Below are 14,591 nucleotides of genomic sequence, written 5' to 3'. Positions count from 1 at the left end.
ATAAAGTTTCTAAAATTAGTTTTATATATTTATTTTTTATTTATCTTTATTTTCTTTATTTTTTTTATTTTTTTATTTTTTTTATTTTCTTTATTTTTTTTATTTTCTTTATTTTTTTTATTTTCTTTATTTTTTTTATTTTTTGAGGGTGTGTCACAAATATTTTGTGTTCAAGAAAAAGTCCAAATATTTATAATTGTTTAAATTTATAATTTTAAATTAAAAAATTTATAAAAATATATTAAAAATTTAGACAAAAATTTGAAATTTGAAATTGTGACCCTCCCTCTTTTTTATTTTCTTTATTTATTCATGTTAATTTAATAATTTAGCTATATAGTTTATTATTTCTTATTTTTTAATATTTAAGTATTATTTCAAGATTTTTGCATATTATAATTTCTTAATTCTGAATGTTTAGTGAATATTTGATGGGAAATTCATGTATTTTCTTATCTATCTCATTGAGGTACAGGTATTTTTGAAGGCATTAGTGCATATAATTGTTAGTAATATTAGTAATATTAGTAATATTAGTAATATTAGTAATATTAGTAATATTAGTAATATTGGTAATGAAACTCATGTTTCCATTTTAAGAGTTAATACTGGAAGATTTTTTAGTGAAATTATTCAAAGAGTTTAATTAAACATTTAGGATTATTTATAGTATCAAATGTTTACTCAAAACAGCCATACAACAATTATTATAAAAAACTAAAATTTTTAAACCTCTAAAATATTTTATTTTTTAAATACAAACAATATATTAAAATATATAAATTATAAAAAATAATTAATTATTATTTAGAATATAATAATAATTATTTTATTAATTTTCATTTGTAGTTTTTATTATTTTTATTATTTCTAAGCATATTCATAATTTTAAATTTTATTGGTTATATCTTGGTGTTTATATGGAAAATTATGATATTATAGTTATAGGAGCAGGGCCTGCTGGTTTAACTGCAGGTATGTATGCAGGTAGACAAAATTCAAAGACTTTGATAATTGATAAAGGAAGTGTTGGTGGACAAGGTTTAGAAGTTCCATTAATGCAAAATTATCCAGGATTTAATTTAATTTCTGGAATGGATTTAATTGCAAAAATGAAAGAACAAACTGAAAATTATTGTGAAATTTTAGAAAATAGGGTTATTGATTCAATCGAAAAAATAGAAGATGGATTTTACTTAAAAACTAAAAATTCTCCTTTATTAATGACTTCAAATGAGATTGGAGCTAGAGAATTTAAAACTAAATCTATTATTTTAGCTACAGGAGCATCTCATAAACATTTAAATGTACCTGGTGAAAATGAGTTTTTAGGTCGTGGAGTAGCTTACTGTGCAACATGTGATGGGATGTTCTTCATTGGAAAAGATGTTCTTATGGTTGGAGGAGGTAATAGTGCTGCTCAAGAAGCATTATATCTTAAGGATATTGGTTGTAATGTAAAATTAGTTCATAGACGTAATCAATTAAGATGTGAGTATCATCTTCAAAAGGCTTTAGAAGAGAATGGCATTGAAGTTCTTTGGAATTCTGTCATTGAAGAGATTAAAGGAGAAATTATGGTTGATTCTGTTAGTCTTTTAAAAGATGGTGAAAAGCTTGATTATAAAACAGATGCTGTATTTATTGCTATTGGTGATAATCCTTCTAATGACTTAGCTAAAGAATTAGGAGTTAATCTTGATGATGATGATTATATTATAACTGATAAAAACCAGGCTACAAATGTAGAGCATGTTTATTCTGCAGGAGATATTACTGGAGGACTAAAACAGTGGGTTGTAGCTTGTGGAGAAGGAGCAGTAGCTGCTATGTCTGCTTATAAGGATTTGAATTTATAATTTAATCATTTAATTTTAATTATTTTTATATTTTAATACTTTATTTTTTACTATTTTTTTTAATTATTTTTATATTTTAATACTTTATTTTTTACTATTTTTTTTAATTATTTTTATTTATTCGTAATATCACTAACAGTTTAGGATTTTATTTAAAAAAAAGTTTTTTAAATTTATAAATTTTAGATAGGAAAATAGTTTTTTAAATTTATAAATTTTAGATAAAAAATAGTTTTTTAAAATAAAATAAATTTAAAAAAAGAAGATATTTAGTTATTTTAACTAAATACCTGATCTACTGACTGAATTAAGATTTTAGCTCTTTTATTTGTTTGAGATTTTTTCTCATAAGTCCAAGTTTCAAAGACAAATGTTGGAGTTCCTGCCTTAATAAGTGGTAAATGAATATAAGGAGGACTGGTTTGTGTTGGAGGAGACCAATATAACATTTTAGAGTTTTTCTCAATTGATTTTATAGTTTTAATAGTTTTTTTAGCTAATTTCATTGATGCAGCATGTTTATTTTTTGGAACATGTATAAAGTAAGTTTTCTTATATCTAATTCCAGATGTTGAATGAATGTCAACAACTAAATCATATTTTTGTTTCTTTGCATGTGGAACAATATAATTTTTAGCAAGCTTTTGACCTCTCATTCTAAGAGTTGAATAAGATCCTGTTTTTTTGGTTAAAGTAATCTTATAAATATAATATTTATATTTCATATTTACTTTATCTTTCATTAATTTATAAAAAGAATCATGTATTTGATGTTCCATAGAATGCAGACCTACAACATAGGCTATTCTTACTTTAGAACTACGGTTTCCAATAACACTAATAAGATCTACTCTTCCATAGCTAGTCTTTCCTATGAGTTTCCTATTGAGAATATTAATCTGTGTTTTTTTATTTGCTGGTATATAATTGGCTTTTCCAGCATATTGGATAGTTAAATTATAAATTTTTGCATTTAAATTTAATTTTAACTTAGCTATGCCATTTTTATTAGTAGTTTTTAGGTAGGTTTTTCCATTTATAGTTATTTTTACCCTTTGTTTAGCTATTGCTTTAGCTGCAGTGGTTTTTAAGTAAACCTTTAAGTAATTGCCTTTTATAATACCAGTTTCAGCAATAGTTAATTTTGTGTAAATAGGCTTTGCAATAACTCTTAAATTCAATGTTTTTGTTGAAGACTCATATTCAGAATCACCATCAAATTTTAAATCTACTATGTATGTTTTAGCCACATTTCTAATTAAAAATTTAGCTATTCCATTATCATCTGTTGTTTCAGAAATAGTTTTACCATCGATTGTAAGTTTTACTTTTTGATCAGCAATAGCTTTTTTAGAGCTGTCTTTTAAATAAACATTTAAATATTTTGATTTTATAACATAATCTGCAGAGTCTAAAGATGTTTTTTCTAATGTAGTTTTATTTGTTGAGGTATTAGATTCCTCATCTGTTGAATTAGAATCACCTATCTCATTTGTTTGAGTATTGTATATTGAAGTATCATCTTCACTTATTTTTAGATCTTTATCATCAGTTTCTAAAGAGCCTATATCATTTTCTACGGATTTTATTTCATTTATTCCACTATCATCCTTTAATATTTCTTCTGAAATGGTATCTGTGCCATAATCTATCTCACTTGCAGAAATGATGTTAATGTTTATTATAATAAAAAGAATTATTAAAATAAAAAAAAATCCTAAGATTTTTTTATTCATTTTATTCCTCCATTTAAGTTTTAGCTTATAAAAATAATTTAATGATATTTTTAAATTTATTAATTATTAAGTATATCTATTAATTTTTTAATGCTTTTTTTTAAAGTTAAAAAATTGTTAATTACATTAAGAAATAGATTAATTTTTTTTTTAAAGATTTTTGATAAAAATAGTTTTTGATAAGTTTTTAAAAGAGGGTTTATAAATAGTTTTTGATAAGTTTAAAAAAGGTTTTTATAAAAAAATTATATAAATTACAAAAAAGAAAAAAGAAAAAGAATTAGTTTAAAAGTTTAATATTCTTTTTCAGTTATAAAAAGATATATTATATAAGCTACTGCTAATACAACAAGAATAGGTAATAAGTGTGCAAACAATTTAATTAAAACTGCTAAAATAAATATGATTATTATGTAAGTAATTAATTCATCAATTTTCATAGTTTTATTTATCTTTTAATAGTATTTAAACTTATTTAAATTGTTATTTTTATTATTTAAATAGATTAACTTTTTTTTTAATATTGAATTTTTATTTATTATTTTTTTAATTTTAAATTTTAAAAAGTAGTAAATTTATATATTATATAAAATATATAATAATTTATGTAATATTATATAATATATTAAGTATGTTTAGTTTTTAGCTTTAATTTATTAATATTATAAAGAGTATTTATTCGAAAATAAATAATTTTGAGGATTATATGACAATCTTAGTTATTAATAACAAAGGACAATACAACCACAGGATTCAAAGAAGCCTACAATATCTTAAAATTCCTTCTGAGCTAGTTAGTAATGAATTATCTGTTGAAGAACTTAAAGAAAAAGAACCTATTGGTTTAATTTTAGGTGGAGGTCCTTCAATTGATGATGTAGGAAATGCTGCAGAGTATATTAAACACTTTGACATTCCTATTCTTGGTATTTGTTTAGGTCATCAATTAATAGCTAAAACATTTGGTGGAGAGGTTTCTACTTCTGATACTGAAAGTTATGCTCAAGTAAAAATAAATCTTTTAGATACTACTAACCTTTTTAAAGGTCTTGAATCTCCTCTTGATGTTTGGAGTTCTCATAAAGACGAAGTTCACACTCTTCCTGAAGAGTTTGATATAATTGCAAGTTCTTCTCTTTGTGATATTGAATCTATGAAACATAGAGAAAAAGAGATTTATGGAATCCAATTTCATCCAGAGGTTCATCATACCCCTAAAGGTGAATTTATCTTTAAAAATTTTTACGAGATTTGTCAAAATTATAGAAAATAATAATTTTTTTCTATTAAAATTATAGAAAATAATAATTTTTTTATTTTTTTAATCTATTAAAATTATAGAAAATAATTAATTTTTTTATTTTTTTAATCTATTAAAATTATAGAAAATAATTAATTTTTTATTTCTTAATCTATTAAAATTATAATAATGAATAAATAAGGAATTTAAAAGGATAAATTTAAAAAACAAAGATTTTAAATCATATTTATTTTTTTTATTTTATTTTTTTTAAAAAGGGTTGATAAAATGTTTGATAATGTAGATGACTTTAAAAAGAAAGCACTTGACAATAAAGCTAACTTAAAATTTAAAAATATTAGTATACCTATTGGTGATGGGGAACAAGACTTCAGAATTACTGGTATTGGTGAAAAAGCAATAAAAATTGAAAAATATGTTAAATATGAAGATATGATGGATGCTGTAATGGATGGTAAAGATGAAGGCTTAGAAGCTATCATTATGGAATTTATCGAAGATTTTGAATAAATTAATTAAGATTTTTAAATATAATATTTTTCATATTTTATATTTAATTATATAATAACTTTTTAAATTATTTTTTTTTAAAGGTATTTTTATGTTAAGACCAAAAGAATTTATTGAAGGGGCTATTAACAAAATCAAAGATGAAATTGGTGATGAAAAAGCTATTATAGCATTATCTGGTGGAGTTGATAGTTCTGTTTGTTCTGTTCTTGCTCAAGAGGCTATTGGTGATAATTTAACAGCTATATTTGTTAACCATGGTTTACTTAGAGAAGGGGAAGCAGAACAAGTTTGTGGTGTTTTTGAAGAAAGATTAAACTTTAAATACATCGATGCTTCTGATGAATTTTTATCTGAACTTGAAGGAGTAAAAGATCCTGAAGAAAAAAGAAAAATCATCGGGAGAGTATTTATTGAAGTCTTTGAAAGAGAAGCGCAAAAGGTTGAAGCTAAATACTTAGTTCAAGGTACTATAGCACCAGATTGGATTGAAACTGAAGGAAAGATTAAATCTCACCACAATATTGCTTTACCAAGTGGTATGGTTTTGAATCTTGTTGAACCAATTAGAGATTTATACAAAGATGAAGTAAGGGAAGTTGGCAGTGAACTAGGTCTTCCTGAAAAACTTATTCAAAGACAGCCTTTCCCAGGTCCTGGTCTTGGTGTTAGAGTTATTGAAGCTCTTACAAGAGAAAATTTAGCTATTTGTAGAGCTGCTGATGCTATTGTAAGGGAAGAAGTAGAAAAAGCAGCTTTAAATAAACAATTATGGCAATACTTTGCAGTACTTACTGATACTAAAGTTACTGGTGTAAAAGGTGATAAGAGAGACTTTGGTTATTTAGTTGTAATTAGATTAATTAGTTCTGTTGATGCAATGACTGCAACTGTTCCTGAGATGCCTTGGGATGTAATTAGAACTATTTCTAAAAGAATCACCTCTGAAGTTTCTGAAGTTACTCATGTTGCTTTATCTATTAGTGATAAACCACCAAGCACCATTGAATTTGCTTAAATAAAGATAAATTAATCATAAATAACTAATTTAACTTATATTTTTATTTTATTTTTATTTTTTAATTTAACTTTTAATTTAATTTTTTAAACTATTTTTTAATTTTTATTTAAATTTATAGGTTTTATTATGAGAACATCTAAATCAACTAAAAATGCTTATTTAGCTAAATTAACTGAAAAAATACAGATGAAATCAGTTAATATTGGAAAGGATTTAGATGGTAGTACGCCACCATCTGTTTTTATAGGTCGATGGAGTTATCCTAAAGTCTATGCTGGACCTATGATGGTTGGACAAACTGGTGATACTGCTATTATGGACTCTCCAGAGAGTTGGATTGGTGAAAATAAAACTCAAGAAGATATTATTGGATATCGTATGAATCTTGTTCGTGGAAAACAATTGATGGATATTAAAGACTTGGAAAATCCTTTTGTAGAAAAGCTTCAGGATATTTCTCTTGCAGCAAAGTCAATTGATAGTGAAGCTACTTTTGGATCAAGACCAACTGGTGCAATGTTTAATGAAGAAAGTATGCCTCATGGACCAAGTGCTTTAATAGAAAAATTTGATATCGATGCAGTTAAATGGGATAGGCAACTGGAAAAAAGTTTTTATGATACTGATTTAAAAGCACGTGAAGCTGTAATGAATTTGCATAATAAAGATATTCCATTTTCAGCTATGCAAAAAGCTTTCTCCGTTGGAGCCTTTGGCCTTAAAAAGAATCGAAGATTAGTTCCTACAAGATGGTCTATTACAGCTTGTGATAGTACAATTGCAGATAATCTTTTAAAAGAAGTAAGACATTATCCTATACTGGATAGCTATAGGGTTTATGAGTTTTCAAGCTTAAAGAATTATTATGCAATAATTTTAACTCCTACTGAATGGCAATATGAATGGTTTGAAGCATTTATAAAAATCATGGGGAAAGAAGAAATGATCTTCTCAGATTATGAAACAAATTCTGATAAGACAGAGTACTCATGTGTGGGGGGATGTTATTATACTGCTAAAATGGCTGTGCTTGATAAATTAGCTAAACTTAAACTTCAGTCCGGCCTTATTATTCTTAGAGAAGCTTATTCAGGTTATGTGCCATTAGGTGTATTTAATGTTAGAGAGAATATTAAATATGCAATGAATGGTGATTATAAAGAATTTGAAACCTTAAAGGATGCTGTTGTCTATTGTGGAACAAAGTTAAAGATTCCTATTAGTAAATATGTTAAACAGAGTAATTTATTAAATGAATTATTACATTCTAAGCAGACAACATTGGATTCTTTCTTTAAAAAATCACCAGATTTACAATAGTTTTTATTTATAAGAAAATTTAATTAATTTCTATTTATATCACTATATTTACAATAGTTTTTATTTATAAGAAAATTTAATTAATTTCTATTAATTTAATGATTAGCTAATTTATTATAGATTAGAAAATTTATTATAGGTTAAAATATGAATCTTAAATTTAAAAAACCATCAAGAGAAACTCAAATAGCTATGTCTAAACTAGCAAATGGTGAAGATAATTTAGATTATCATGGTATTGCTGAGGACAAACTAGCTAATTTTACTAATCATAAATATGCTAAATTAGTTAACAGTGGCAATTCCGCTATTTTATCTGCTATGAATTCAATTGATGGAGTCATTTTAATTCCAGATCAGGGAGCATGGAATGGTTTTAAACAAATTGCTAAGTTTTTAAATAAAGATTTAATCAGTGTAAAAACTAATCAAGGTTTAGTTGATTTAGATTATCTAAAAGAAAGTATTGATTTAGCATCAACTGATGATATAGATTTAGATGATGAAAATAACAAATCTGCACTATTTTTAACAAGCTTTGCAGCTTATACTGCTGAACAAGATATTAAAGAAATCTGCCAATTTCTTCATAAAAACAACATGCTTTTAGTAGAAGATGCTTCAGGAGCTATTGGTGATTCTAGTAATAAATTAGCAAATGGTAATTACTCAGATATTATAATAGGTTCTACAGGTTCTCCAAAAATAGTTAATGTTGAAGATGGCGGGTTTATTACAACTAATGATAATTCTTTATTAGAAAAATCAAAACTTCTTTTAAAAACAAGTAAAACAAGTAATATAACTGCTTGTGGAATAAATAGAGAACTTGACTTTACAGAAGAAAATTTAAATAAAACTATTGAAGCTTGCCTATACCTTAAAGAAAGGATTGAAAATAAAACTAATTTTGAAGTATTTCATAAAGATAAAAGAGGAACAAATGTAATTATAAAAGTAGATGATTCTAAATCCTTATCTTATAAATTACGTCAAGAATTTGTTTTAGATAGTCATGGTATGATTACTAAATGTCCTAATTATAATAGATTAAAAGAAAAAGCAGTAGCTTTAGAAATCAAGAATCTCGATATTTCCTGTTTGGGAATAGATAATTTAGATAATATGGTTAATATTTTAAAAAAATATGATAATTAATTACTTTTTACTTTTTTCTCTTTTTATCATTTTTTTAATTTTTTCTCTTTTTATCAATTTTTTACTTTTTTTTATCATTTTTTTAATTTTTTCTCTTTTTATCAATTTTTTATTTCTCGTTATGAAAAATGTTATATATTGTTAAAAAATATAAATAATATTATTAAATTTATATTTTATTAAATAAAATTAAATTATCTAATAAAATGAAGCTTTTTTTAATTTAAATATTTTATTTAGATTAATTAAGCTAATTTATTTTATATAAATTAAATTTTATTTTAATTTAAATAATCGATTTGTATGGAGGTATATAAATAAAAGATAAACTTAAATGGATATCATTTACATTATTATTAATTATTTTGATTACAGTTCCTCCAATTAGTGCTGAAAATATTGATGATAATACTCTTAAGGAAGATATAACTGATGATGATAATATTGATTTAGGTTTTGAAGAAGTAAATTCCATATCTGAATCATTATCTAAATCATCTAATGATTATAATTGTGAATTAGCTGATGGAAACTCTAATTCTAGCCAATATTTCGATGAAGCTTCTAAAGAATTGATTGATAGAATAGAAAGTGCAAATAATGGCGATACAATTCTAATCGAACCAGGTATATATAAAATTCATGGAATAAATATTACTAGAAATATCTCTTTTCAAGGAAACGCCAATCCACGAGAAGTTATTATAGATGGTGAAGAATTATCAAGCATATTTTTTATTAACAATATCAATATAACTGCTAAATTTAATAATTTAACAATTATCAACGGTAAAACAGATAATTTTGGTGGTGGCATCTGTATAGAAACTGGTAATGTTTATGTAGATAATTGTATTTTCATAAATAACACAGCATTAAATGTTACTAATGGAGGAGCTATTTCCAATTATGGCAATGAAACAGATAGAAGTTATTTATTTGTAAATAATTCACTATTTATAGGTAATCATGCAGATCATGATGGTGGTGCTGTTACTACTTGTTATGGACGTTCAGACATTTATAATTCTGTATTTATTAATAATTCGGCTGGTCGTGATGGTGGAGCTATTCGTGTCAGTGTTTTTGGATATGGAAATATTCAAGACTGTATTTTTATGTATAATCATGCAGATGAGTGGGCTGGTGCTTATTATAGCTGGGCTGGAAACTCAAGTATTGATAGGTGTATTTTTATTAATAATACAGCAGGTACTAATGGTGGTGCTCTAATGGTTTCTGGTAGTATTAACCTCACAAACTCGATTATTATAAATAATACAGCTGATAAAACTGGTGGTTCATTTTATATACAACAACCTATGTTTGATGCTAAAACTGTCATAAAAGTAGGAAATAATATTATTACAAATAATTCTTCCCCTTTAGGAAAAGAAATATTTCTTAGATGGAATAATACAAAACTCTTATTCCCTATGTTTGATGATAATAATTGGGGTGATGAAGACCCTACAGACCCAAGTGTTGTAGATCCAAATAATGTTTCTAATAGGATTAAACCAAGTAGAACTAATCAAAACATGGGATTGTTTGATCTTTTAGATTTTTCATTGTTAAATAGATATTCTGATGTTTTAAATGAATATTATGGTGAAAATTATAAAAGCTATTTTAATCATTTAGTTCCAAATTCAAATAAAACTGGATTAAAATTTGATGATAATAAAGCTGATTTAAATGTTTCAGATGGAAAAACAAATAATTTAAGAAGTGATTCATCAAGCTTAAATGATTTATCAAATAATAGGTCTAGTAATTTATTAGATGGTTCTAGTAACTTATTAAATAATAGGTCTAGTAATTTATTAAATGGTTCTAAAAATAATTCTTTAAATAATAAGTTCACTATATTTAGAAAAAAATCAGATAATTTAAATTCTACTTTTGTAGGTGAGGATTCTAATAATAAAAAGATGGTTGAATTGTTTGAAGATAATCCAATCAGTCAAAAATCATTTGATATTCGATATATTATGGCTTTTGCTATTGTTTTACTTATATTCCTATTTGGATTAATAAGAAAAAGAGATAGGTCAAGTTAATTTTGTTAAAATTTTATTTTTTTCTTTTTTATCTTTCTATATTTTCTATTTCTTTTTTTAGTTTTTTATATTTTCTATTTCTTTTTTATCTTTCTATATTTTCTATTTCTTTTTTAATTTTTTAATTTCTATTGTTCAACAATTAATTTACTTGTTTTATCAATTAATATGTCTGTTATAGGTATGGTTTTTAATTCTTTTTCAGGAATATTGTATAAGTTTATTAATATTGATTCCTCAGCTTCTAAAACCTCATCATTTCTTGTAAAGATATTAGATAATTCATCAAGAAAGTAATCTGGACAATCTATCATAACAACTGCTATGTTCATCTTACCTTCTTTAAGACCAAGTATATTAAATGCCTTTGATATTTGTCTTTGAGCGGATGTTCTAATTAATATTTCAATACCTAAATCATTAGCTAAATTTTCTCCTCTTTTAAATGCATTAATTGCATGAATAGTTCCTTGTTGAAGGTGTTCTTTACCAGCTATTGCATCTGCATTCATAAGTTGAATTATTCCAACATCACAACAAGTATTTCTTATTTGATCTATTCTGTCTAATGTTTTTGGAATACTTTCAATAGTTCCAGTAAAGCCTAATATTTCAACATTATCTAAGTTAGCTAATTCTTTATTGTATTCTTTCATTTTATCTCTCTTAAAATAAAATTAGTTTCTTTATTTTATTTTTTCATTTTATCTCTGTTAAAATAAGAATAATAAAAATAATAAAAATAATAAAATAAATGTTTAAATTTTGTTTAATTTTAGCTATTATATTGAGATATCTATTTTAATTATTATTTATTTTCTAATAATCTATTTACACCATCAATATAAGCTTCTACACTTGCATTAATAATATCAGGCTCAGTAGCTCTTGCTGATATGATTTTATCACCTGAACTAAGTTTAACAATTACTTCAATCAATGCATTTGTACCTCCTGTAACAGCATCTACATGGTACTCTTCAAGTTTAATGTCTGCAAAGTTTTTAATTCCTTTATTAAGTGCATTGATAGCTGCATCTACAGGACCAATACCTATATCTGCTTCAATTAATTCTCTATCTTCAACATTTATCTTAATAGATGCAGTTGGCCTGATTTTGTTACCTGAGACAATTGTAAGCTCATCAAGTTTAATTTTCTTTTCTTGTTCAATATTAAGAACATGCTCAGCAATTGCTTCTAAATCAGTATCAGTAACTGTTTTACCTTTATCACCAAGGTCTTTCACTTTATAGAAAATTTCATTTAATTGATCTTTTTTTACCTTTAGACCTAATTCTTTTAGTCTATTATCTAAACCTTTAGTTCCTACATGTTTGCCAATAATAAATTTACGTCTATGCCCTACAAGTTCTGGTGTAATTGGTTCATAAGTAGCACTATTTTTTATAACTCCATCTGTATGAATTCCAGACTCATGTGCAAATGCATTTTCACCAACAATTGGTTTATTCGGAGCTAAATAGGCATTACTTAATCTTGAAACTAATTTTGAAGTCTTATACAGCTGATTAATTTTAATATCTGTAGTATATTTACTTTCTGCATCTTCTTCATTATTTTTGTATAATGTGTTTAGAGAAACTACTACTTCTTCAATAGCTGCATTTCCTGCTCTTTCTCCAATTCCATTAATTGTTCCATGGAATCTGCTTACTCCGCCATCTATTGCAGATAATGTATTAGCTACTGCAAGACCGAAGTCATTATGACAGTGTGCACTTACAGGAACTCCTAAATCTGTAAACCTTTTATAAAAATTAAATGACTTTAAGGGGGTAAGTATTCCTAAAGTATCACATGGACAGATTCTATCTGCTCCTGCATCAATAGTCGCTTTAAATATTTCTCTTAAATATTCTACACCAGTTCTTGTTGAATCTTCAGCAGCAAGCTCTACTAGAAGTCCATGATCTTTAGCATATTCCACTACTTCTACAGCATCTTGAAGCATTTCACTTTGAGATTTTTTTAATTTATATTTTAAATGTAAATCAGAAGTAGGAACTACAAGGTTTACTGCATCTACATCACATTCTAAGCAGTAATCCACATCTTTAATTAATGTTCTTGAAAAACTTAGAATTTCAGCTTTTAATCCTTGTGAAGTAATTAATTTAATAGCTTCTCTTTCGCCTTCTGAGGTAATAGCTGATCCTGCTTCAATGGAGTTTATGCCTATTTCATCTAATTTAGTAGCTATTCTTAATTTTTTTACTGCATTTAAAGAGATTCCTGGAGTCTGTTCTCCATCTCTAAGTGTAGTATCTAATACTTCTATTTTCATTTTACAACCTCGACTTTCTAGATTTAATATTTATTTTATAATAAAAACTTTTTAAAATTTTGTGTGTTTTATTTTTATCATTAAATAAAAATTTTAAAATTTTAAGATTCCATTTCTTTTTTAAACCATTCTACAGTTTCTCTTAACTGCTCTTCAAATTTATCCTCTTCTACATTAAAGCTAATATTTTTTAAATTTGAAATATCTGCTAATGAGTGTTTAATATCTCCCGGACGTTCATCAAGGTATTTAACCTCTATATCTGATTTAAGTGCATCTCTAACTACTTCAAATAATTTATTGATAGTCATTGATTTACCTAATGCAACATTTACAACACCATTATAGTCAGATTCACATGCTGCAATATTTGCTTTTGCAATTTCTTTAACAAAAATAAAATCTCTACTTTGTTCCCCATCACCATAAATAACTGGACTTTCTCCTTTAAGTATTGCAGAAATAAACTTAGGAATGACTGCCGCATATTGGGAATTTTCATCCTGTCTAGGACCAAAGACATTGAAATATCTTAATGCTACATAGTTTAAGCCATAACTTTCATAAAATGATTTTAAATATAATTCACAACTTGCTTTTTGAGCTGCATAAGGAGAGCAAGGCATAAATAGCTCACTTTCTTTAAGTGGCATATTTAGATTCTCTCCATAAACTGCAGAAGATGATGAAAAGACAATTTTCTTTATATTATTATTTTTAGATGCAATTAATAATTTTAAACTAGCATCAATATTTGTTTGATTGTAATTTAAAGGTTCTGCTACACTTCCAGGAACACTTGCTAATGCTGCAAGGTGGAATACATAATCTTTTCCTTTTAAAATCTCTTCTAAATCTGCATCTAATAAATCTTCTTTAATCAAAGTTAAATTTTCATGGTTATGATTTTCTAAGTTTTCTATTTTCCCAGAGGATAAGTTATCGATAATTGTTACTTTATTGTTTTCAATTAATGCATCAACTACATGTGATCCTATAAATCCACATCCTCCAGTAACTACAATTTCTTTATTTTCCATTACATCAGGTCCTTATTTTTATAATCTAAAATTAAAATTTTACTTTAAATTTATTATTTTTTTATAAAATCATTTTTTATATTAATATTAATTATCATCTATATTGTATAAATCTATAATTTTAATACTATTTTAATATTATGTAATCTTATAAAAAACCATAATAAATTAAATAATTTACAATAAAAATAAATTAATTACAAAATTAAATAAATTAATGATTTTTATGAAAAATTCATTTTTTTAAAAGAGTTATTATATATAAAATTTTATATAAATTTTTAGGAATGCCTAAATTTCTCTTCTTTAAATTAG

The 14,591-nt window shown here is 25.0% G+C and carries 13 protein-coding genes; 8 read left to right on the top strand and 5 right to left on the bottom strand.

The features are described 5' to 3' along the window. Window positions 1-442 precede the first annotated feature (442 nt). Together BM020_RS09445 and BM020_RS06235 are read left to right on the top strand one after the other, a co-directional pair. On the top strand, window positions 443-646 hold the full coding sequence (locus tag BM020_RS09445) for a hypothetical protein (RefSeq protein WP_143743965.1): 204 nt from the start codon (window positions 443-445) through the stop codon (window positions 644-646). A gap of 274 nt (window positions 647-920) precedes the next feature. Continuing rightward, on the top strand, window positions 921-1,859 hold the full coding sequence (locus BM020_RS06235) for an NAD(P)/FAD-dependent oxidoreductase (protein ID WP_074798605.1): 939 nt from the start codon (window positions 921-923) through the stop codon (window positions 1,857-1,859). 278 nt (window positions 1,860-2,137) lie between these two features. On the opposite strand, the gene BM020_RS06230 is transcribed toward BM020_RS06235, so the two are convergent. Together BM020_RS06230 and BM020_RS09735 are read right to left on the bottom strand one after the other, a co-directional pair. Continuing rightward, the gene (locus BM020_RS06230) at window positions 2,138-3,595 is read right to left on the bottom strand and encodes an Ig-like domain-containing protein (RefSeq protein ID WP_074798603.1); all 1,458 of its coding nucleotides are present in this window, start codon (window positions 3,593-3,595) and stop codon (window positions 2,138-2,140) included. A 293-nt stretch (window positions 3,596-3,888) separates the two neighbouring features. Beyond that, entirely contained in the window at window positions 3,889-4,035 is a 147-nt protein-coding gene (locus BM020_RS09735; protein WP_200781252.1) for a hypothetical protein, read from the bottom strand. Between the two features lie 266 nt (window positions 4,036-4,301). On the opposite strand from BM020_RS09735, the gene BM020_RS06225 reads away from it, so the two are divergent. The 6 genes from BM020_RS06225 to BM020_RS06200 all read left to right on the top strand — a co-directional run bounded on the left by BM020_RS06225 (window position 4,302) and on the right by BM020_RS06200 (window position 10,928). Next, complete coding sequence (locus BM020_RS06225) at window positions 4,302-4,868, top strand: GMP synthase subunit A (RefSeq protein ID WP_067146761.1); 567 nt, start codon at window positions 4,302-4,304, stop codon at window positions 4,866-4,868. A 255-nt stretch (window positions 4,869-5,123) separates the two neighbouring features. Further along, window positions 5,124-5,366, top strand: a complete 243-nt coding sequence (locus tag BM020_RS06220) for a hypothetical protein (protein ID WP_067146760.1) — start codon at window positions 5,124-5,126, stop codon at window positions 5,364-5,366. A gap of 91 nt (window positions 5,367-5,457) precedes the next feature. Next, window positions 5,458-6,384, top strand: a complete 927-nt coding sequence (gene guaA / locus BM020_RS06215; RefSeq protein ID WP_067146758.1) for a glutamine-hydrolyzing GMP synthase — start codon at window positions 5,458-5,460, stop codon at window positions 6,382-6,384. A 129-nt stretch (window positions 6,385-6,513) separates the two neighbouring features. Further along, on the top strand, window positions 6,514-7,707 hold the full coding sequence (locus BM020_RS06210; RefSeq protein ID WP_067146756.1) for an Nre family DNA repair protein: 1,194 nt from the start codon (window positions 6,514-6,516) through the stop codon (window positions 7,705-7,707). 147 nt (window positions 7,708-7,854) lie between these two features. Continuing rightward, window positions 7,855-8,865, top strand: coding sequence for a DegT/DnrJ/EryC1/StrS family aminotransferase (locus BM020_RS06205; RefSeq protein WP_067146754.1), 1,011 nt, complete (start codon window positions 7,855-7,857; stop codon window positions 8,863-8,865). Window positions 8,866-9,230: 365 nt separating this feature from the next. Next, on the top strand, window positions 9,231-10,928 hold the full coding sequence (locus BM020_RS06200) for a right-handed parallel beta-helix repeat-containing protein (RefSeq protein WP_067146753.1): 1,698 nt from the start codon (window positions 9,231-9,233) through the stop codon (window positions 10,926-10,928). 128 nt (window positions 10,929-11,056) lie between these two features. Here the strand turns inward: BM020_RS06200 and cgi121 are convergent, their stop codons facing one another. The 3 genes from cgi121 to BM020_RS06185 form a co-directional block, all read right to left on the bottom strand. Next, the gene (gene cgi121 / locus BM020_RS06195; RefSeq protein WP_067146750.1) at window positions 11,057-11,584 is read right to left on the bottom strand and encodes a KEOPS complex subunit Cgi121; all 528 of its coding nucleotides are present in this window, start codon (window positions 11,582-11,584) and stop codon (window positions 11,057-11,059) included. 152 nt (window positions 11,585-11,736) lie between these two features. Continuing rightward, a complete protein-coding gene (locus BM020_RS06190; protein WP_067146748.1) occupies window positions 11,737-13,236 on the bottom strand; it encodes a (R)-citramalate synthase in 1,500 nt (499 codons plus the stop codon). Window positions 13,237-13,337: 101 nt separating this feature from the next. Continuing rightward, window positions 13,338-14,276 (bottom strand): NAD-dependent epimerase/dehydratase family protein, encoded by a 939-nt coding sequence (locus BM020_RS06185; RefSeq protein ID WP_067146746.1) that lies wholly within the window; start codon window positions 14,274-14,276, stop codon window positions 13,338-13,340. Between the last annotated feature and the right edge of the window lie 315 nt (window positions 14,277-14,591).

Source organism: Methanobrevibacter olleyae (genome assembly GCF_900114585.1).
GTDB lineage: Archaea > Methanobacteriota > Methanobacteria > Methanobacteriales > Methanobacteriaceae > Methanobrevibacter > Methanobrevibacter olleyae.
The sequence above is the reverse complement of the archived record's forward strand: the minus strand, read 5'-3'. Positions and strand labels throughout refer to the sequence as shown.